Annotated in this window: 18 protein-coding genes; 8 read left to right on the plus strand and 10 right to left on the minus strand. The window is 57.9% G+C overall.

Features of this window, described 5'->3' with window-relative positions; all coding sequences use genetic code 11:
- Positions 1-18: 18 nt before the first annotated feature.
- The 5 genes from SP68_RS07705 to SP68_RS07725 form a co-directional block, all read right to left on the minus strand.
- Positions 19-1,581, minus strand: coding sequence for a cyclic di-GMP phosphodiesterase (locus tag SP68_RS07705; RefSeq protein ID WP_008804008.1), 1,563 nt, complete (start codon positions 1,579-1,581; stop codon positions 19-21).
- Between the two features lie 188 nt (positions 1,582-1,769).
- Positions 1,770-2,339 carry a bifunctional murein DD-endopeptidase/murein LD-carboxypeptidase gene (mepS, locus tag SP68_RS07710; protein WP_004201653.1) on the minus strand — a complete coding sequence of 190 codons (570 nt, stop codon included), beginning with the start codon at positions 2,337-2,339 and terminating at the stop codon, positions 1,770-1,772.
- A gap of 426 nt (positions 2,340-2,765) precedes the next feature.
- Entirely contained in the window at positions 2,766-3,479 is a 714-nt protein-coding gene (locus SP68_RS07715) for a phosphatase PAP2 family protein (RefSeq protein WP_008804009.1), read from the minus strand.
- Positions 3,480-3,516: 37 nt separating this feature from the next.
- The gene (locus SP68_RS07720) at positions 3,517-4,494 is read right to left on the minus strand and encodes a CobW family GTP-binding protein (RefSeq protein ID WP_040968748.1); all 978 of its coding nucleotides are present in this window, start codon (positions 4,492-4,494) and stop codon (positions 3,517-3,519) included.
- Positions 4,495-4,614: 120 nt separating this feature from the next.
- Entirely contained in the window at positions 4,615-6,081 is a 1,467-nt protein-coding gene (locus SP68_RS07725) for a mannitol dehydrogenase family protein (protein ID WP_040968747.1), read from the minus strand.
- A 207-nt stretch (positions 6,082-6,288) separates the two neighbouring features.
- Between SP68_RS07725 and uxuA the strand changes: the two genes are divergently transcribed.
- Positions 6,289-7,479 carry a mannonate dehydratase gene (gene uxuA / locus SP68_RS07730; RefSeq protein WP_008804012.1) on the plus strand — a complete coding sequence of 397 codons (1,191 nt, stop codon included), beginning with the start codon at positions 6,289-6,291 and terminating at the stop codon, positions 7,477-7,479.
- Positions 7,480-8,681: 1,202 nt separating this feature from the next.
- Here the strand turns inward: uxuA and yeiP are convergent.
- Entirely contained in the window at positions 8,682-9,254 is a 573-nt protein-coding gene (yeiP, locus tag SP68_RS07735; RefSeq protein ID WP_002912951.1) for an elongation factor P-like protein YeiP, read from the minus strand.
- Between the two features lie 147 nt (positions 9,255-9,401).
- Between yeiP and SP68_RS07740 the strand changes: the two genes are divergently transcribed.
- A complete protein-coding gene (locus tag SP68_RS07740; protein ID WP_008804013.1) occupies positions 9,402-9,656 on the plus strand; it encodes a YkgJ family cysteine cluster protein in 255 nt (84 codons plus the stop codon).
- Between the two features lie 2 nt (positions 9,657-9,658).
- On the opposite strand, the gene SP68_RS07745 is transcribed toward SP68_RS07740, so the two are convergent.
- Positions 9,659-10,591, minus strand: coding sequence for a LysR family transcriptional regulator (locus SP68_RS07745; RefSeq protein WP_012541024.1), 933 nt, complete (start codon positions 10,589-10,591; stop codon positions 9,659-9,661).
- A 213-nt stretch (positions 10,592-10,804) separates the two neighbouring features.
- Between SP68_RS07745 and SP68_RS07750 the strand changes: the two genes are divergently transcribed.
- Entirely contained in the window at positions 10,805-11,149 is a 345-nt protein-coding gene (locus tag SP68_RS07750) for a DUF3302 domain-containing protein (protein WP_008804015.1), read from the plus strand.
- A gap of 1 nt (position 11,150) precedes the next feature.
- Positions 11,151-12,287, plus strand: coding sequence for an HlyD family secretion protein (locus SP68_RS07755; RefSeq protein ID WP_040968746.1), 1,137 nt, complete (start codon positions 11,151-11,153; stop codon positions 12,285-12,287).
- Positions 12,288-12,321: 34 nt separating this feature from the next.
- Here the strand turns inward: SP68_RS07755 and setB are convergent, their stop codons facing one another.
- A complete protein-coding gene (gene setB, locus SP68_RS07760; protein ID WP_008804017.1) occupies positions 12,322-13,503 on the minus strand; it encodes a sugar efflux transporter SetB in 1,182 nt (393 codons plus the stop codon).
- Positions 13,504-13,837: 334 nt separating this feature from the next.
- Between setB and fruB the strand changes: the two genes are divergently transcribed.
- The 3 genes from fruB to fruA are packed head-to-tail and all read left to right on the plus strand — an operon-like array spanning position 13,838 to position 17,618.
- The gene (gene fruB / locus SP68_RS07765) at positions 13,838-14,968 is read left to right on the plus strand and encodes a fused PTS fructose transporter subunit IIA/HPr protein (protein WP_008804018.1); all 1,131 of its coding nucleotides are present in this window, start codon (positions 13,838-13,840) and stop codon (positions 14,966-14,968) included.
- The gene (gene fruK, locus SP68_RS07770; RefSeq protein ID WP_004103928.1) at positions 14,969-15,907 is read left to right on the plus strand and encodes a 1-phosphofructokinase; all 939 of its coding nucleotides are present in this window, start codon (positions 14,969-14,971) and stop codon (positions 15,905-15,907) included.
- Between the two features lie 16 nt (positions 15,908-15,923).
- Positions 15,924-17,618, plus strand: a complete 1,695-nt coding sequence (gene fruA / locus SP68_RS07775; protein ID WP_008804019.1) for a PTS fructose transporter subunit IIBC — start codon at positions 15,924-15,926, stop codon at positions 17,616-17,618.
- Positions 17,619-17,670: 52 nt separating this feature from the next.
- Here the strand turns inward: fruA and nfo are convergent, their stop codons facing one another.
- Both nfo and SP68_RS07785 read right to left on the minus strand, forming a co-directional pair.
- A complete protein-coding gene (nfo, locus tag SP68_RS07780; protein ID WP_032755020.1) occupies positions 17,671-18,525 on the minus strand; it encodes a deoxyribonuclease IV in 855 nt (284 codons plus the stop codon).
- 71 nt (positions 18,526-18,596) lie between these two features.
- On the minus strand, positions 18,597-19,646 hold the full coding sequence (locus SP68_RS07785) for a YeiH family protein (protein WP_002912935.1): 1,050 nt from the start codon (positions 19,644-19,646) through the stop codon (positions 18,597-18,599).
- Positions 19,647-19,911: 265 nt separating this feature from the next.
- Here SP68_RS07785 and yieE point away from each other — a divergent pair, with 265 nt between their 5' ends.
- On the plus strand, positions 19,912-20,778 hold the full coding sequence (gene yieE, locus SP68_RS07790; RefSeq protein WP_008804021.1) for a DNA-binding transcriptional regulator YeiE: 867 nt from the start codon (positions 19,912-19,914) through the stop codon (positions 20,776-20,778).
- Positions 20,779-20,794: the final 16 nt, after the last annotated feature.

Consider the following 20,794-nt stretch of genomic DNA (forward strand, 5'->3'; position numbering starts at 1 on the left):
CCGCATCATATGTGAGACTTAGCGCGTTGTGAAATAATTCGCAGGTTCATCATGCGCGGCGACCAGCGCCTCCAGCGATAGCGGACGGCTTATCCAGTACCCTTGCAGGAAATTGACGCCCTGGGCACGAAGCCACTCCGCCTGTTCCTGGGTCTCCACTCCTTCAGCGACGGTCATTAATTTCAGCCGGCGGCTGAGGGTCAGTACCGCATCCAGCACCGGCGAGGTCACGGTTTCGGTGCCAATCGCCTGCACAAAGCCGCGATCGATCTTCAGATAATCGAAGTTATAGCGTTCGAGATAAATCAGCGCGCTATGCCCGGTACCAAAATCATCTATTGCGATTTCAAAACCCTGCTGGTGGAGCCAGGCGAAGTTAGCGATCGATTTTTCTTTATCAATCATGGCCCGCTCGGTCACCTCCAGCACCACGTGAAAATGGTCGGCGGGCAGCGCGGCGGCAAAGCGCAGCATATCGTCGCGGAAGCTGTCAGCCTGCAGATGGGCAGGGGAAATATTCAGCCCCAGCTTGACGCCGCGCGGCAGGATCCGTTTAAGCACTTGACCATCGCTGGCGATCAGCGCCAGCAGGTGATGGGTCAGCGGCACGATCATCTGCTGGGTTTCCGCCAGATTAATAAAGACGTCGGGCGGGATTTCACCCACCACCGGATGGCGCCAGCGCATGAGCACCTCCACGCCGCTGATACGCAGGGTCTGGGCATTCACGACCGGCTGATAGACGACGTAGAACTGGTTATTTTTGATCCCCAGCAGTATCGATTTTCGCGGATCGGATTTGATCGTCAGCACGTAATAACAGAGCAACCCCGCCAGCAGGCCGCACACTACCCCGAGCAACAGGGCAAACTGTGTATTTTCCGCCAGCCAGCTGTTGGCATACAGGTAGACCTTCAGCGGTAAACCGTCGATCTGTACCTGGCGGATCGGTTCGTTATGCAGGGTTTGCGGATCCACCAGCCGATTACTGAAGGTGGAGATGGCGGTGTGACCGATGGCCAGCGCAATACCGCTGAAATCATTTTGTCGTGCGGAATAGAGGATATACGGCGTGAGATTGGCGTTGATCGATACGAAAATGCCGCTGTTTGCATCATCGGGTTTGCTGACCCATAACGCCAGCGCTGCGCTTTTCGGCATCATCGGCGTACCCGGCAAAATCGCCATATCAACGGGTTTGCGAATATCGATCGCCGGGATAAGCTGAGTAAGGGGCGTATTCATGGCCCCTGTCGCCGAGGAGCAAAAGACGACGCCATTTTTAACCAGCAGAAACGCGCGAACGTTGGGGCTGAAAGCGGCATGGGAGGTGAGTCCGGAGTCGATATTCTCGCAGGGCTGATCCACCAGCGGCTGCAGGCCATCAATGGTCTCACGGAGATCGTGAAAATAGCTTTTCAGGTAAGTGTCAACGTTGTTGATAATGGCGTCGAAACGCTCTGCCCGGTTATGGTAAATCACCATAAACTGAATGCAGCCGGCCAGCAGCGCGACGATAATCCCCACGCACAGGCTGGTTAACCAGATTTTACGCTGGGGTGAAAAGTAGCGAGTAAGCATAGCTATAGTCTTTCCGTGTTATTGAATCCCATCAACGGTTTGTCGGTCGTCGTTTTTCTCATTCCCACTTAAAAGACATAGCTTATTTTGCGGCGTTCAGAATCAGGTGGCAAAAAAAAACACTGCCGGGGCAGTGTTTTTTTATCCCGCCTCCAGCCAAGGGATAACCGGCGGCGGTAGAGGACAGTTTACGAGCGGCTCAGAACTCGACGCGCTTCGTTGTAGCGCTTTTTCCAGTACGGTTCATCCATGCTGGAGATGGTCACCCCGCTGCTGGTGGAGGCGTGAACGAACTGGTTGTTGCCGAGATAGATCCCGACGTGGCGGCCGGTAGAGCCGGCGCGGAACAGAACCAGATCGCCAGTACGCAGCTGGGTACGGGAAATCGATTTTCCGGTTTCCTGCTGTTCAGAGGTTGAACGCGGCAGTTCCAGACCAAATTGTTCGCGGAAGGTGCGCTGCACAAACGCTGAGCAGTCGATACCTTTACGGGTGCTGCCGCCGAGGCGGTAACGCACGCCTTTCCAGCTGGCATACTGATCCATTAAACGGGACTTCACGTCCAGATTACGGACCATCGTTTCAAATTCATCCTGAGAGGCTTGCAGTGATGATAAATCGCCACTACCCACAGCATGCGTCTCAGAATGCATATTCCTGGCGGTACTTGTTGAACTACACGCGGAAAGCAGAACCGCTACTGCAATCGCGGGGGCTACCCGCAAGATGTATCTCAAAATCGGCTGAGATTTGACCATGCTGTTTATTTTCCCTTGTTGTCCTTAACGACAATGTCGTTATAAAAAATGCCAAACGTGTTAGAGCCTAAATACCCATCCGCAATGAGACAATTCCTTAAGCTTAAATTTGTGCAGTCACGCACAAATTTATTCATGCTCTGAATTAATGTTGCGGAAAAGGCAAAACGAGAACGAGATTACCCTATCAAACGCCGCATGGCGAGCGGTTTTGCGCGATTTCTTATAAGTATTTTGGTGACAAAAAGTGAATCATTGGGAAAGGGCAAAATAGCGCCAGTATCGGGTAAAAAACAGACAATTCCTTCATTTGTCACGGGATTAATGTGACAAGAAGATGAACATCATGTTGAAAAAAAGCGCAATTGAAAAAGGGGACCCAAAAGGTCCCCTTATAGATAATGACGCCAGACGGCGACCACGACATTATTTGGCCGATATTCCGCCGGGCAGAGAGCGATCGAAAAGGGCGATCAATTTATCGCTCAGCGGTGTCATCAATACCCACGGCGCGCCAATCAGCACGGCGGTCAGGGAGCCGACGGCAATATCGCTGAACCAGTGAGCGCCAATCATGACGCGCGGGAAAGCAAAGACCACAAATATCACCAGCGCCACGGTTAGCGCGCGGCGGCCGAAATAGCGCCACATAAAGCTCGCGAAGATCAGCAGCATCATCCCATGATCGCCAGGGAAGCTGTCCTTGGAGGCGTCTTTGGTGGGGAAATTGACGACATCGCTGACGCGGGTGACATCGTGGAAAAACAGCGACGGGCTGGCGCGCTGTACCGGCATCAGGTGCTGCGCCAGCTGGTTAATGATCACCGCGGCCAGCAGCATCACCAGGCCCATGATGGCAATCTGGCGACGGCCTGCTGGCGGCGCTTTAAGCCAGTAGCGGAGCATCAGGCAGCCCATCGCCAGCAGCGAACAGGCGTCGAAGGCGCGATTGTTGATGATCGCCAGCAGCCAGGCATAGGCGTGGCTGACGCTGACGCCATGGTTAAAGAAATGGAAGATCGCGGAGTCGACCGGCGACCAGGCGCCGTGGTTGACCGGCAGATACCAGGAGCAAAATAGCGCCACACCCGCGATGTTAAGCAGCAGAATTAAAGGAATTCGGTTTTTCATCATAGCCATTGCGATTTTGTGACAGTCGGCGGCAACCTTAGCCGCCTCAACTTAAACGAAGCCTCAACAGTGAGGTCTGGAGCGCGTTCCAGTCGGCTTCGTTCGCCGAGATAAGCTCGATTCGGCTATCGGGTGGGGGGACGCTCAGAGTCTCGATATGCCAATCCTCGCCCTGGCGGTTGATCCTCACGGCCCCTTCGGCAATGCGCATCACGCCTTTGACGCGCGCCACGGGCGCCAGCCGTGCCCATTCGAGCAGGCCGATGGTCTCAAAGACCGTTTCCGCGTCGAAAATCCAGCCGCAGGCCTGATAGCCCTGGCCGCTGTTGAGGTGGCGGCGCCAGCGCTGGTGCTCGGGCAGGCTGAGTGCGGCGAGACCGCTGGTCGGGCGAGAGTGGTGAACATGCTCCGCGCTCGCCGGCAACGGGGCGGTGTTGCGGCGCGGCTCATCGAGCAGGGCGAGGTCGATATTACCCTGGGTTGTCGACACCTTGCGACGATCGCTGCCCCAGCGCTGCCACCAGTCGGCCAAGGCGTGGGCGCTTTCGGGCGTTTCCCGATCGTTTTTATTGGCCACAATGATGTCCGCCGCGGCCAGCTGATCGCGGAAATTGTCGTTATTGACGACTTTTTCATCCAGCAGCTGACGGGGATCGAGGATGCACACCGTAGCGCGCAGATCGATCCAGGGTTCATACACCGCTGCAGTGAGGATATCGAGGATCTGCTTCGGGTGGCCAAGGCCGGTGGGTTCGATCAGCAGGCGATCGGGTTTACCCTGGCGCAGTAGGGTATTCAGTCCAACCTGCATCGGCAGGCCGTTAACGCAGCACATGCAGCCGCCGGGGATCTCTTTGAGCAGGGCGCCGCTGTCGGCCAGCAGCGCGCCGTCTATCCCGACTTCGCCAAACTCATTCACCAGTACGGCCCATTTTTCATCCGCAGGCTTCTGCGCCAGCAGATGAAGAATTGAGGTCGTCTTACCGCTGCCGAGAAAGCCGGTGATCAAATTGGTTCTGGTCACTCTTTTCTCCAGGATAAATGTAATGTTGTAACAGTTACGTCTATCCTGACGAAAAAAGGGGAAAAAGAGAAGTCCTGAGGCGGACAGAAGAAGATTCTGTCCGCATAAGCGCAAATATTGTTAAGAATTTAGCGCGCGGGCCACGGCCTCGCGGGCACCGTGCGTCGCCAGTTGCTGCCAGGCGGCGCGGATCCCGGCGACAAACTGCGCGTTGTGCGGCAGGTCGCGGCCAAATATTTCCTCCAGACCCAGTAGCGCATCGACGCGCTGCTGCTCATCGCTCTGCGCCACCCGCTGCTGGATCTTGTCGACCAGCGGATCGCGCACGTCGATCGTCTGACCCGCGTCGTCCGTACCACTGACGTAGCGCATCCAGCCGGCAACGCCGAGGGCCAGCAGCGGCCAGCGGCTGCCGCGCTCAAGATGTACGCGGATGCCGTCGAGCATGCGCTGGGGCAGTTTCTGGCTGCCGTCCATGGCGATTTGCCAGGTGCGGTGTTTGAGCGCCGGATTACTGAAGCGGTCGATGAGGCTGTCGGCATAGGCCTCGAGATCGACGCCGGTAATGGTCAGCGTCGGAGCCTGTTCGTCAAGCATCAGCTGGCGAGCGGCGCGGCGGAAAACGTTATCCTGCATGCAGTCGCTGACGTGCGCATGACCTGCCAGATAGCCAAGCCAGGCGAGAAAAGAGTGGCTGCCGTTGAGCATCCGCAGCTTCATTTGCTCCCAGGGCAGCACGTCGTCGGTCATCTGCACGCCGGCCGTCTCCCAGGCCGGTCGTCCGGCGACGAAGTGGTCTTCGACCACCCACTGAATGAAGGGTTCGCAGCTGATGGCGCAGGGATCGTCGACCCCCAGCACGGCGGCGATTTCCGCCAGCGACTCGGCGGTGGCCGCAGGAACAATGCGATCCACCATGGTGCCCGGGAAGCTGACATTATCGGCGATCCAGTTCGCCAGCGCCGGGCTGCGTTTTTCCGCCATACCGAGGACGGCATTTTTCACCACGTGGCCGTTGTCGGGAATGTTATCGCAGGAGAGCACGGTAAAGGGCGGCAGGCCCCGGTCCCGGCGGCGGGCCAGCGCTTCCACTAAAATACCGGGAGCCGACTGCGGTAGCGTCGGATTTTCCAGATCGTGAACGATACGCGGATGCGTCGGATCCAGCTTGCCGGTCGCCGGATCGATGCAATAGCCTTTTTCGGTGATGGTCAGCGAGACAATCGCCACCTGCGGCTCGCAAAATTTTTCGATAATTGCCGCCAGCGAATCGAGCCTGGCGTTCAGGCATTCGTGCACCGCGCCGATCACGATGGGCTGGTTACCGTCGGCGCCTTTTTCCAGCACGGTAAACAGATGGTCCTGTTCGCGAAGCTGGCTCATCAGCGTATCGCCGCTGAACAGACTGATTTCGCAGATCCCCCAGTCGCCGCCGACGTTATTCAGCACGCGATCGGTCAGCAGCGCCTGGTGCGCGCGATGAAACGCGCCAAAGCCGAAATGGACAATACGCGAGCGGAGCTGGCTGCGATCGTACTGAGGACGTTGCACGTTTTCCGGTAGCGTAGCGGTTGCAATTGTTGTCATTATTTACACACCTGTTTAACTGCTTATTAACAATGCCAGTCTAAAGTTATATGACAGGAAATTAAATTGGTAAGCCGAAATTATCCGCTGACTGTGAGCTGGATCAATCAATGCGCCGGCACTGTTTGCAGCCTGAGAAGAAACATGTATGGTAGTCGTCATGAGTGTCGCCATTATTGGTATAACAACTTTTGTGAGGGCATAGCGATGGAACAAACCTGGCGGTGGTATGGGCCGAACGATCCGGTATCGCTTGATGATGTACGGCAGGCAGGGGCGACCGGCGTCGTGACTGCGCTGCACCATATTGCAAACGGTCAGGTCTGGCCGGTAGAGGAGATTAAAGCGCGTCAGGCGCTGTTAGCGGCAAAAGGGCTGACCTGGTCGGTCGTCGAAAGCATTCCGGTGCATGAGGATATTAAAACCCACAGCGGGGAGTATGCGACCTGGATTGCCAACTATCAGCAGAGCATCCGCAACCTCGCGGCCTGCGGCATCGATACCGTATGCTACAACTTTATGCCGATCCTCGACTGGACGCGCACCGATCTGGAATATGAGCTGCCGGACGGTTCCCGGGCGCTGCGTTTCGATCAGATCGCCTTCGCCGCCTTTGAACTGCATATCCTCAAACGCCCGGGCGCGGAAGGAGATTACAGCGAAGAAGAGCAGCGTCAGGCTGAGGTTTATTTCAAGGCGATGAGCGAAGCGGACATCGAGAAACTGACCCGCAATATCATCGCCGGCCTGCCGGGGGCGGAAGAGGGTTACACCCTTGACCAGTTCCGCGCGCGCCTGGCGGAATATGACCACATTGATAAAGCGCAGCTGCGCGAGAATATGGCCTACTTCCTGCGGGCTATCGTGCCGGTGTGCGAAGAGGTAGGCATCCGCCTGGCGGTGCATCCGGACGATCCGCCGCGGCCGATCCTTGGCCTGCCGCGTATCGTGTCGACCATCGAAGATATGCAGTGGCTGAAAGAGACAGTGGACAGCATCAATAATGGCTTCACCATGTGTACGGGATCGTATGGCGTCCGCGCCGATAACGATCTGGTGAAGATGGTGGAGACCTTTGGCGATCGCATCCATTTCACCCATCTGCGATCTACCTGTCGTGAAGCGAACCCGAAAACCTTCCACGAGGCGGCGCACCTTAGCGGCGACGTCAATATGGTGGCGGTGGTGGATGCGATTCTGCGTGAAGAGCAGCGGCGTAAGCAGGCTGGCGATCTGCGCCCGATCCCGTTCCGTCCGGATCATGGTCATCAGATGCTTGACGATCTGCGCAAGAAAACCAACCCAGGCTATTCGGCGATTGGCCGTCTCAAGGGGATGGCGGAAGTGCGTGGCGTCGAGCTGGCGCTGAAAATGACCAAATACCCTGAACTGTTGTAATCGCGGTAACAGGGATAATAAAAGGGACAGCCAGCGGCTGTCCCTTTTTACTGTCGGGGCGTCAGCCTGGTCGGGTAAGTGAAGCGCCACCCGACAAAATAACGGCGCAATGGGGTAGATACGGTGATCGGTTTGCAACAGTGTCGACCCTGGAAAAACCTGTGTTCTCTGTTATTTCCGGGCAGATTGCGCTCCCGATATTTCTTCTGCGTTATGTCACTCATGGTGCAGGGAGCGCACAGGGGGCGGCCAGTCGCCGCCGCCCCCTGTACCCCCTGGCTCCGGCCAGCAAAATCGCCACTTCGTGGTGCCTTCGACTTATCCCTGCAGGCTTCGGGTCGGGCCGAGGCAGCGTCCGTGCAAAACACGGCCCTCAGCCCGCATCCATGCGGGCTGCCCCGGCCTTCCGGGAACGTCTCAGCGATTTTGAGGCCGCCAGCACCGGCAGTTTCAGCAAGAATAGTGAATAACTTAACGACAGGGTGCCCGGATCGTAGGCCGGATAAGGCGTCAGCCGCCATCCGGCACAAATACGGGAACCGTGTTGAATGAATATTACCCGGCACCGGGACATACCGTCGCCAAATAAAAGGGACAGCCAGCGGCTGTCCCTTTTTACTGTCGGGGCGTCAGCCTGGTCGGGTAAGTGAAGCGCCACCCGACAAAATAACGGCGCAATGGGGTAGATACTATGATCGGTTTGCAACAGTGTCGACCCTGGAAAAACCTGTGTTCTCTGTTATTTCCGGGCAGATTGCGCTCCCGATATTTCTTCTGCGTTATGTTACTCATGGTGCAGGGAGCGCACAGGGGACGGCCAGTCGCCGCCGCCCCCTGTACCCCCGGGCTCCGGCCAGCAAAATCGCCACTTCGTGGTACCTTCGACTTATCCCTGCAGGCTTCGGGTCGGGCCGAGGCAGCGTCCCTGCAAAACACGGCCCTCAGCCCGCATCCATGCGGGCTGCCCCGGCCTTCCGGGAACGTCTCAGCGATGTTGAGGCCGCCAGCACCGGCAGTTTCAGCAAGAATAGTGAATAAATTAACGACAGGTCGTACGTAGGCCGGATAAGGCGTCAGCCGCCATCCGGCACAAATACGGGAACCGTGTTTAATGAATATTACCCGGCACCGGGGCATATCGTCGCCAAATAAAAAGGACAGCCAGCGGCTGTCCTTTTTTACTGTCGGGGCGTCACAGAGGATTAATCCGCGCGGCCCATATAGCGGCACTCTTCGATATGAATGCGGATTTTCTCACCGGTGGTCAGGTATTCCGGCACCTGAATTACCAGGCCGGTGCTCATGGTGGCTGGCTTGGTGCGGGAGCTGGCGGATGCCCCTTTAATACCCGGCGCGGTTTCGATAATTTCCAGGTCAACGGTCTGCGGCAGCTCCAGGGCCAGCAGCTGGCCGTCCCAGGTCAGCACCTGCATATCCGGCATCCCGCCTTCCGGAATAAACTGCAGCTCTTCTTCGATCTGCTCTTTGGTAAAGGTGTAAGGGGTATAGTCTTCTTTATCCATGAACACGTATTCGTTGCCATCGACATAGGAGAAGTCAACGAAACGGCGGGTCAGGGTCACGGTATCGACGATATCGTCACCTTTGAAGCGCTCTTCCACTTTCAGGCCGGTACGCACATCGGAGAAGCGCATTTTATACAGTGTCGCAGCACCACGGGCGCTGGGTGACTGAATATCGATATTTTTCACAATCAGCAGCTTGCCGTTGTAATTCAGCACCATACCTTTTTTAATTTCATTCGCTCTTGGCATTGCAGTAATCCTGTCACTTAACGAGTCAAAAATATCGCGTAAAACTACTCGCGCCCGCGCCTTCAGGCAAGCGGAATTCGCGAGTTTTGCTATCTTCTGGCAAAACGTTTAGGCTGTGGCACAAAATGAGCGTTTGGGAGCTGGGTTGTGGAATGTCGTACCGATTGTGGCGCATGTTGCATCGCTCCCTCTATATCATCGCCAATACCCGGCATGCCGCAGGGCAAGCCCGCCAATACCCGCTGTATTCAGCTTTCCGAGCACAACTTGTGCCTGATTTTCGGCTCCCCTCTGCGCCCGAAGGTGTGCGCCAGCCTGCAGCCCTCGCCCGAGATGTGCTTCACCCACCGCGATGACGCCATCACCTGGCTGCTGGATCTTGAGCTGGCCACCGCGCCCTGAGCTTAAAGCAGCAGATGAGACAGGTTTTTGATATGGGCGCTGAGGCCGTCGAGTAGCGCCTGTACGCGCAGGGGGAGAATGTCCCGCCGCTGGAAGATAAGCCAGGCCTGCAGGTCGATACAGCGCTCCTTTTTCAGACAGGGAACCAGCTGTCCCGCCGCCAGCTCGGTGGCGAGTGAATAGTAGGGCGCATAGACGATCCCCATCCCCAGCTTCGCCAGCTCCACCGCCGGTAGTGTGTTATCGCAAACGAATCCCCCCTTTACCGTGAGATTAAGCGGTTCGCCGTTTTTGCTTTTGAATGTCCAGACATTGTCGCTGCCGCCCAACATGCGCAGGGTAATGCACTCATGATCCACCAGCGCCTCCGGCTCGGCGATAGGATGTTGCGCCAGATAGTCCGGAGAGGCGAAGACGCCGGTGCGAAAGCGGGTAAAGGGGCGGGCGATGAGATTTTCATTCTGCGGCTTAAAGGGGCTTATCAGCAGATCGCAGTCGCTATTGAAGATGGCGCCGTATTTCTGTTCCCGCTCGCTGGCGTTGCGGGTGACCAGATTGATCTGCAGCTCCGGCAGGGTTTTCCTCAGCGCCGGCAGAATATAGCGCCCGAGAAACTGATGGATACCGATGGGCGCCCCAAGGGTGACCACGCCCTGCAGCGTGTTCTTATAACGGTCGGCAAGGTTGATAAGCTGCTCATGTTGTTCGAGAACCGCGCGACTGGCATGGATAAACTGCTCGCCGAACTCGGTGCGCACCAGCTCTCTGGCGGTGCGCAGGAATATGGCCAAACCGACTTTCCGCTCCACGCTGGTCAGCGTCCGCGAAACGTTAGACTGGGGCATATTCAGGCGCTGGGCCGCCCGGCTCACGCTGGCGGTTTCGGCGATAGCGCAGATGATCCTCAGCTCATCCATTTTAAAGTCTTTCAACATCTTATCGCTGCCTGATATCTGTGGTATATCAAAAATGATATACCAGTTTGACGGAATTGCCATGTGATTTATTGATCAGCTAAACGTATGATGGCCTTTGCGTTGAACAGTCCGTTATTTAAGGAAAATTGTGCGTTTTATCGCTTCTTTTGTGGTCCTCGACGTCATTAAAAATAACGATCTTCCCGCTGGCTTACTGAGTGTATATGCACCATGCTGCTTAATTATTTTGCTTTGTTTGTATTAATACTGGTTTTTCTCATATTATTTTATGGAGTGATTATTATCCACGATATTCCCTATCATATCGCGCAAAAACGGCAGCACCCCCATCAGGACGCGATTCATGTGGCGGGCTGGATAAGCCTGTTTACCCTGCATGCTATCTGGCCTTTTCTGTGGATCTGGGCCACCTTGTACCGCCCTGACCGCGGGTGGGGGATGGCTTCGCAGACCGAGGATAGTCTGCAACGCAAGGAACTGGAGCAACGTATCGCATTACTCGAAGCGGCGTTAAAAAACAGCCAGCAGGCGTCAGCGGGGAATAAAGATAAATAATATGGATCTGTTAATTATCCTTTGCTATGTCGCCATCGCCTGGGGCGTTTTTAAGATATTTCGCATTCCAGTAAATAAATGGACAATACCCACTGCCATATTAGGCGGAATAGTGGTCGTAGGCGCGTTAATATTAACGATGAACTATAACCATCCCTATACGCTGCGGGCGCAAAAAATTGTTGTTTCTATTCCGATGGTGCCTCAGGTCTCAGGCGAGGTGGTTGAGGTCACTAGTAAAACCAATGTGTTAATGAAGAAGGGCGAACTGCTGTTCCGCATCGATGACACCCGCTACCGCGCGCGGCTGAACAAGCTGAAAGCCGATCTGGCGGCCGGGGAGGCGACGCTGCGGGCGAAGCAGGCGACTATCGACGATGCCAGCGCCAGAGCGCAGCAGGCGCAGGCTGAGTACGATCGTGTTACCCGTGACTACCAGCGTTATGCCCAGGGAGCGGCCATGCCGGTCAATCCTTTCTCGGAACAGGATGTGACTCACGCCAGGCAGCAGGTGCAGATCCAGACGGCGGTATTGCAGGCGGCGAAAGCGCAATTACAAAACGCCAGAGAGCAGGTGTCTGGCCGCTATAACGGGCTTGATGCCAACATTGCCAGTCTGAAATCGCAGATCCTCGAGGCGGAGTATAATCTGGCGCAAACTGTGGTTCGTGCGCCGAGCGATGGCTACGTTACCCAGCTATTGGCGCGGCCGGGGATGACCGCGGTACGTCTGCCCTTCAAGCCGGTGCTGGTGTTTATTCCCCAGCAAAAGCGCCAGGTGGTGGCGGTATTCCGCCAGAACTCGGTTCTGCGTCTGACGGCCGGGGATAGCGCGGAGGTGGTGTTTAATGGTCTGCCGGGCAGCGTCTACAGCGGTAAGGTATCGCGGGTGCTGCCGGCGATCCCGGATGGCAGCTATCAGGCCAGCGGTGCGCTGCAGGGGCTGAGCGCCGGGGCAGGAAAAGAGGGCATCTATGTGCTGATCGACCTCGATCCCCACCCGGAAGTGGAACATTTACCGGACGGGGTCAGTGCGCAGGCGGCGGTTTATACCGATTATTTTGCCCATGTGTCGATTATGCGCAAAGTCCTGCTGCGGATGACCAGCTGGCTGCATTACCTCTATCTGGATCATTAATCAGGATGGCCCGGTCGAGGCCGGGCCGTTTTGCCTACACGTCCCTGATCCGCCACAGGCAGACCTGAGCGGTGATACCCATGACCAGCGCTATCCAGAACACCGCGTGATAGCTCCAAATTTCCGCCACGACCCCCGCCAGTGAACCGGCGATAATCCAGCCAACGCGGGTGGTATTGGTGTAGAGGGTAGTGGCCGCGCCCGCTTGCCCCGGCATCAGATCCTGGAAATAGAGCATGCCGATCCCGGCGAGGATCCCGATATAGACGGCGTTCAGCACCTGCATCGCCAGCAGCAGCGCCGGCGTATGCACCGTCAACATGCCCACGTAAAACAACACACCGGCCACTGCCGAAAGGCGCATCAGAAAGCGTTTACCAAAGCGCCGGGCATAATAACCGGCAATCAGCATGGTAGGAATTTCCAGTCCGGCCGCGGTGCCCATCATCAGCCCGGCCAGCTTCTCCGGCAGATGCAGCTCATTAATGATAAACAGCGGCATATTAATGATGTACAGGCTGTTGGTGCCCCACATCAGCGTGCAGATGCTAAACAGCAGCAGCGCATCGCGGCGGTGCGTGCGCGGGGCTTCCAGCCGGCCCGTCGCCACCGCCGCCGCTTTATGCATGCTGGGTAAGAACAGCCAGACCATGATCCCGCAGACGATAAACGCCGCCGCAGCGCTGAGATACATTGCGGTAAAACCAAACCCCATCGCCAGGGCGTAGGCCAGCGGGGGACCAATCACCCATGCCAGGGAGACCTGGGCGCGCAAAATGGAGCTGAACATCACCGCTTCGCGACCGGTCTTGTCGGCGTGCTCGCGCGCGAGGGCGAACATCTGCGGGTTGGCGGTCGAGCCAAAGCTACTGAGGAAGACGCCGATAAACAGCAAAATGAAGTAGTTCCGGTTCCAGGCAAACAGCAGGCAGGCCAGCACCCCCAGCAGGCAGCAGACGACAATCAGCTGTTTGCGATCGCCCCGCCGGTCGGAGCGGCCGGCGAGAAACTGGCTGACCAGAATGCCAATGACGGCGCTACCGGTAAAAAAGAAGCCGACCATCGCCGGGCGGACGTGCACTTCGTTGGTCAAAAAGAGGCTCAGGGTTGGGGTTTGCAACGCCCCGGCAATGCCTGTCAGAAAGGCGACGATCAAGAATGCGGAAGAGGTTACATCGAACCCGCGTCGGGGAAGAGCGGCGCTACGGTTTTGCATGTTCGGTTTTCTGTAGTTTCAGGAGACGGCGCGGAGTTTACGCCTGCTGGCTGAAAATAAACAGTAGTATGGCACGAATAATTAAAAAGGCGTTTCAAAATATAAGGTTCAGCAAAAAGCTGACATTTGCGGTGGTCGATAGCAAAGGCTTCAGCAAAAGTGTGCAGTACCTCTAAGTTCTGCAATCAAGTCGCTGACGTACCTTGCGCGTTGAGCAAGAAAGGTACAAAATTCTTGAAACGTTTCAGCGTCATTCGACAATCCGTTCCCCGTCAGATGGCGCCTTTTTTCTCAAGTTAGCTGAAACGATTCAATTCAGCAGGAGAGGAGAACCATGTTCCAGTTATCTGTGCAGGATATTCATCCCGGCCAGCAGGCCGGTAATAAAGAAGAGGCCATCCGGCAGGTCGCCGCCGCGCTGGTCAGCGCCGGCAACGTGGCTGATGGCTACGTGAACGGTATGCTGGCTCGCGAGCAGCAGACCTCGACCTTCCTCGGCAACGGGATTGCGATCCCGCACGGCACGACGGACACCCGTGACCAGGTGCTGAAGACCGGCGTCCAGGTATTTCAGTTCCCGCAGGGCGTCACCTGGGGCGAAGGGCAGACCGCCTATGTGGCGATCGGGATTGCCGCCAGCTCAGATGAACACCTTGGCCTCCTGCGTCAGCTGACCCATGTGCTAAGCGATGACGCAGTAGCCGCGCAGCTGCAGTCCGCCACCACCGCGGAAGAGCTGCGTGCGCTGCTGATGGGGGAAAAACAGAGCGAAGCGCTGAAGCTGGACAACGAGACCCTCAGCCTCGACGTGGCGGCCAGCGATCTGCTGACCCTGCAGGCGCTGAACGCGGCGCGACTGAAAGAAGTGGGTGCCGCTGACACGGCATTCGTAAGCCACGCTATCAACGATACGCCGCTGAACCTCGGTCAGGGCGTCTGGCTGAACGACAGTGCGGAAGGCAATCTGCGCAGCGCCGTGGCAGTCAGCCGCGCGGCTAATGCCTTTACCCGCGACGACCAGCCGGTTTCTCTGCTGGTCACGGTGGCGATGGCCGATGAGCAGCCGACTGCGGTGCTGAACCGCCTGAGCAAGCTGTTGCTGGACAAGAAAGCTGACCGTTTGCTGAAAGCCGACGCCGCCACCGTGCTGGCGCTGCTGACCAGCGACGATGCCATTGCGGAAGATGTGCTGAGCGCCGAATTCGTGGTGCGCAATGAGCACGGCCTGCATGCCCGACCGGGCACCATGCTGGTCAATACGATTAAACAATTCTCCAGCGACATCACCGTCACCAATCTCGACGGTTCCGGCAAGCCGGCCAACGGTCGCAGCCTGATGAAGGTCGTGGCGCTGGGTGTGAAAAAAGGTCACCGTCTGCGTTTCACCGCGCAGGGTGAGGATGCGCAACAAGCGCTGGATGCGATTGGCGAAGCGATCGCCGCAGGCCTTGGGGAGGGCGCATAAATGAGCAGACGTGTAGCAACGATTACGTTAAACCCGGCGTACGATCTGGTGGGGTTCACCCCGGAGATTGAACGCGGTGAAGTGAACCTGGTGCGCACCACCGGCCTGCATGCCGCCGGGAAAGGCATCAACGTGGCGAAAGTGCTGAAAGATCTCGGCATTGATGTCACCGTCGGCGGCTTCCTGGGCAAAGACAACCAGGATGGCTTTCAGCAACTGTTCAGCGAGCTGGGGATCGCCAACCGTTTCCAGGTGGTGCAGGGTCGGACCCGTATCAACGTTAAGCTGACGGAAAAAGATGGCGAAGTGACGGATTTCAACTTCTCCGGCTTTGAAGTCACCCCGGGCGACTGGGAACGCTTCGTCAACGACTCCCTGAGCTGGCTCGGGCAGTTCGATATGGTCTGCGTCAGCGGCAGCCTGCCGTCCGGCGTCAGCCCGGAGGCCTTCACCGACTGGATGACCCGTCTGCGCAGCCAGTGCCCATGCATTATTTTCGACAGCAGCCGCGAAGCGCTGGTTGCCGGACTGAAAGCGGCGCCATGGCTGGTGAAACCGAACCGTCGCGAGCTGGAGATCTGGGCCGGGCGTAAGCTGCCGGAGATGAAAGATGTTATCGAAGCCGCCCATGCGCTGCGCGAGCAGGGTATCGCCCACGTGGTGATTTCCCTGGGTGAAGAGGGCGCGCTGTGGGTGAACGCCTCCGGTGAGTGGATTGCCAAACCGCCTTCAGTGGAAGTGGTCAGCACCGTCGGCGCCGGCGATTCGATGGTTGGCGGCCTGATTTACGGCCTGCTGATGCGTGAATCCAGCGAGCATACCCTGCGCCTGGCGACTGCCGTCGCTGCCCTGGCCGTCAGCCAGAGCAACGTGGGTATTACCGACCGTACCCAGTTGGCCGCGATGATGGCGCGCGTCGACTTACAACCCTTTAATTGACAGCAGGAGAGGCATAATGAAAACGCTGCTGATTATTGATGCCGGACTCGGACAGGCGCGCGCCTATATGGCGAAAACCCTGCTGGGAGCGGCAGCGCCTAAAGCGCACCTTGAACTGATTGATAACCCGAACGACGCCGAACTGGTGATTGTGCTGGGCGCGGCGCTGCCCACCGACAGCGCGCTGAACGGCAAACAGGTCTACCTTGGCGATATTAATCGCGCCGTGGCGCACCCGGAGCTGTTCCTCAGCGAAGCCAAAGGTCACGCAACGCCGTACGCGGCCCCTGCCGCTGCGGCAGCCCCGGCGGCTACCGGCGGACCGAAACGTATTGTCGCGGTCACGGCCTGCCCGACCGGCGTTGCTCATACCTTTATGGCGGCAGAAGCCATCGAAACCGAAGCCAAAAAACGCGGCTGGTGGGTGAAGGTGGAAACCCGCGGCTCCGTTGGGGCTGGCAATGCCATCACCCCGGAAGAGGTGGCCGAGGCGGATCTGGTGATCGTCGCTGCCGATATCGAGGTGGACCTGGCGAAATTCGCCGGTAAGCCAATGTATCGCACCACCACCGGTCTGGCGCTGAAGAAAACCGCCCAGGAGCTGGATAAAGCGGTGGCCGAAGCCAAACCGTACCAGCCGTCCGGTAAACCTCAGGCTGCTGGCGAAGGGAAAAAAGAGTCGGCGGGCGCCTACCGCCACCTGTTGACCGGCGTCTCCTACATGCTGCCGATGGTGGTGGCCGGGGGCCTGTGTATTGCGCTCTCCTTTGCCTTCGGGATCAAAGCGTTTGAAGTGAAAGACACCCTGGCGGCGGCGCTGATGCAGATCGGCGGCGGCTCGGCCTTCGCGCTGATGGTACCGGTGCTGGCAGGCTTTATCGCCTTCTCCATTGCCGACCGTCCGGGCCTGACCCCGGGTCTTATCGGCGGTATGCTGGCGGTCAGCGGCGGCTCCGGCTTTATTGGCGGGATCATTGCTGGTTTCCTTGCCGGTTACGTGGCGAAAGCCATCAGCACGAAGCTGAAACTGCCGCAGAGTATGGAAGCGTTGAAGCCAATCCTGATCATTCCGCTGGTCTCCAGCCTGATCGTGGGTCTGGCGATGATCTACCTGATCGGTAAACCGGTAGCCGGTATTCTCGCCTGGCTGACCCACTGGCTGCAAACCATGGGCACCGCGAACGCGGTTCTGCTGGGCGCAATCCTCGGCGCGATGATGTGTACCGACATGGGCGGGCCAGTGAATAAAGCGGCTTATGCCTTTGGCGTGGGCCTGCTGAGTACCCAGACCTACGCGCCGATGGCGGCGATCATGGCGGCCGGTATGGTGCCTCCGCTGGCGATGGGTATCGCGACGCTGGTTGCCCGCAATAAGTTCGACAAAGGGCAGCGTGAAGGGGGGAAAGCCGCGCTGGTTCTCGGCCTGTGCTTTATCTCTGAAGGGGCGATTCCTTTTGCCGCCCGTGACCCGATGCGCGTGCTGCCTTGCTGCATCGTCGGCGGCGCGGTAACCGGCGCTATCTCGATGGCGATTGGCGCGAAACTGATGGCGCCGCACGGCGGTCTGTTTGTCCTGCTGATCCCGGGAGCGATTACGCCGGTGCTGGGCTACCTGCTGGCGATTGTTGCCGGGACGCTGGTGGCGGGCCTCTCCTACGCGGTGCTGAAACGCCCGGAAGCGCAGGTAGTGGACGTCGAAAAAGCGGCATAATCTTACCGTAATAAAAAAGGGCCGATTGTTCGGCCCTTTTTTTGTCTCTGTTTTACGCCACTTCGGCGATCTGCTGTGCCCGCAGCCAGGCAATCTCTTCCGCCCAGATATCCGGGTTGATGGTTTCCAGAATCAGTGGAATGCCGTCGAAGCGGCTGTCCTGCATGATCCAGCGGAAGCAGTCGTGGCCAATGTTGCCTTCGCCAAGGCTATGGTGACGGTCAACGCGGCTGCCAAACGTACTCTTGGCATCATTCAGGTGCATGCCGCGCAGATACTGGAAGCCGACGATACGCTCGAAGTCGGCAAAGGTCTTCTCGCAGGCTTCGGCGCTGCGCAGGTCATAGCCGGCAGCGAACGCGTGGCAGGTATCGATGCAGACGCCGACGCGGGATTTATCTTCCACGCCGTCGATAATCGCCGCGAGGTGCTCGAACTTAAAGCCGAGGTTGCTGCCCTGGCCGGCGGTGTTTTCGATCACCGCGGTGACGCCTTCGGTCTTCGCCAGCGCGATATTGATCGATTCGGCGATGCGCGCCAGGCACGCCTCCTCCGGGATCTGCTGCAGATGACTGCCGGGGTGGAAGTTGAGCAGCGTCAGCCCCAGCTGCTGGCAGCGGGTCATCTCATCAATGAAGGCATCACGGGATTTTTCCAGCGCCTCTTCCACCGGATGGCCGAGGTTAATCAGGTAGCTGTCGTGCGGCAGGATCTGCCCGGGGCCAAAGTGATACTTTTCGCAGGCGGCTTTGAATTCGGCGATGGTTTCGTCGTTGAGCGGCGCGGCGCGCCACTGGCGCTGGTTTTTGGTGAAGAGGGCGAAGGCGGTTGCTTCGATTTCGGCGGCGCGAATGGCGGCATTGGCCAGTCCACCTGAGGCGCTCACGTGCGCTCCTACGTATTTCATAAAAAAACTCCAGTTAAAGCCGCTGGGGGGTGGGTAATGATAGCGGCTTAACTGGAGAAAGATGTAGTGCTTTATGCCATCAGGCTGTGGATAGCGACGTTAATGACCCCGCCGCCGACAATCAACCAGACGAACAGCATCAGCGCCATCAGCAGCGGTTTCGCCCCGGCTTTTTTCAGCGCGCTGACGTGAGTGGTGACCCCGAGGGCGGCCATTGCCATCGCCAGCAGAACGGTATCCAGCGTCACCAGCATATCCACCACGGCTTTCGGCAGCAGATGGAAGGAGTTAAACACCGCCACCAGGATGAACATAATCGCGAACCACGGAATGGTGATTTTGCTTTTCTCGCCGTTGCCTGCCGGGGTCAGCTGTTTAACACGCGCCGCCAGGAACAGCAGGAACGGAGCCAGCATCATGACGCGCAGCATTTTGGCGATAACCGCCGCGTTCTCGGCGTCCGGGCTGACTGCATGGCCGGCGGCAACCACCTGCGCCACTTCATGCATGGTGGAACCCATATAGATCCCGTAGGTCTCCGGAGTAAACCAGTGCGCCAGCAGCGGGTACATCGCCGGGTAGAGGAAGATGGCGATGGTACCGAAGATAACCACCGTGGCGACGGCGACCGTCACTTTACTGGCTTCGGCTTTGACCACCGGTTCGGTGGCGAGCACAGCCGCCGCGCCGCAGATGCTGCTGCCGGCGCCGATCAGCCAGCTGGTGTGTTTGTCGAGACCAAACACTTTCTGGCCAAGGAAGCAGGCGATGAAAAAGGTACTGGAGAGCGTCAGAACGTCAATCAAAATACCGCTCACGCCGACGTCGGCAATCTGGGCGAACGTCAGGCGGAAGCCGTAGAGGATGATCCCCAGGCGCAGCAGGTGCTGCTTGGCGAAGATCACCCCGCCGTCGCAGGGCTGCCAGATTTTCGGGTAGACCGTGTTGCCGACGACCATCCCGAACAGGATAGCGAGGGTCAGGGCGCTAAAGCCTGCGCCGGCGATGGCCGGGAAACTCCCGGCCCACAGGGCGGCGCCGGTCAGCGCGGCGGTCAGCGCCAGGCCTGGGACAAAATGCCACAGGGAACGATGTTTGGTGGGTAAAGTGAGTGCTGTCATAACCTTCTCCTTTGTCTGCCTAAAGGTTACGCCGCGCGCGGTTAAATATAAAATTGATTATATGTTTATAATCAATCGTAATAAGTGGTTAAGGACCGCATCGTCGCTGACAAGGGGGCAGGGGAGCGATGCGGCGAAAGCGGGGCGGTTTCCCGGCAAGACGATGATTTTGTGACATAAGCGGATTTTCCTTCCTTCAGCCGCCTCGATTTGTGTCACCATAGTAAGGAAGGTTATTCAGGTTGGATTACTAAACGGGTGGGTTATGCATATTACGCTGCGGCAGTTGGAAGTGTTCGCCGAAGTCCATAAGAGTGGGTCAACCACTCAGGCGTCACAGATGCTGGCGCTTTCGCAATCTGCGGTCAGCGCCGCGCTGACCGATCTGGAAGGGCAGCTCGGCGTGCAGCTGTTTGACCGCGTCGGTAAACGACTGGTGGTGAATGAGCACGGACGGCTGCTGTACCCGCGTGCGCTGGCGCTACTGGAGCGGGCGCTGGAGATCGAACAGCTGTTTCGCGGCGATAACGGGGCGATCCGGGTCTACGCCAGCAGCACCATCGGCAACTATATTATGCCGGAGATCATCGCCCGTTATCGCCATGACTTCCCGGAACTGCCGGTGGAATTGAGCGTCGGCAACAGCCTGGATGTGATCAACGCCGTCGCCGACCTGCGGGTGGATTTCGGTCTGATTGAGGGGCCGTGCCATGCCGCCGACATCATTGCCGAGCCGTGGCTGGAAGATGAGCTGGTGGTGTTTGCTGCGCCTGATTCGCCGCTGCTGGCGGGGGAGGTGACCCTGCAGCAACTGGCTGAGGCGCCGTGGATCCTGCGCGAGCATGGGTCCGGTACCCGGGAGATTGTCGATTATGTACTGCTGTCGCATCTGCCGGCGTTTCATATGGGCATGGAGCTGGGCAATTCGGAGGCGATCAAGCACGCCGTCCGGCATGGCCTGGGCATCAGCTGTTTATCGCGCCGGGTGATTGCCGAACAGCTGGCCTCGGGCACGCTGGCGGAGCTGAAAGTGCCATTGCCCCGGCTGACGCGCACGCTGTGGCGGATCCATCATCGGCAGAAGCATATTTCCAAAGCATTACAACGTTTTCTGCAATATTGCCAGGTGTAGCACCCGGTTTTTACGC

It is taken from the genome of Klebsiella variicola (assembly GCF_000828055.2).
GTDB lineage: Bacteria > Pseudomonadota > Gammaproteobacteria > Enterobacterales > Enterobacteriaceae > Klebsiella > Klebsiella variicola.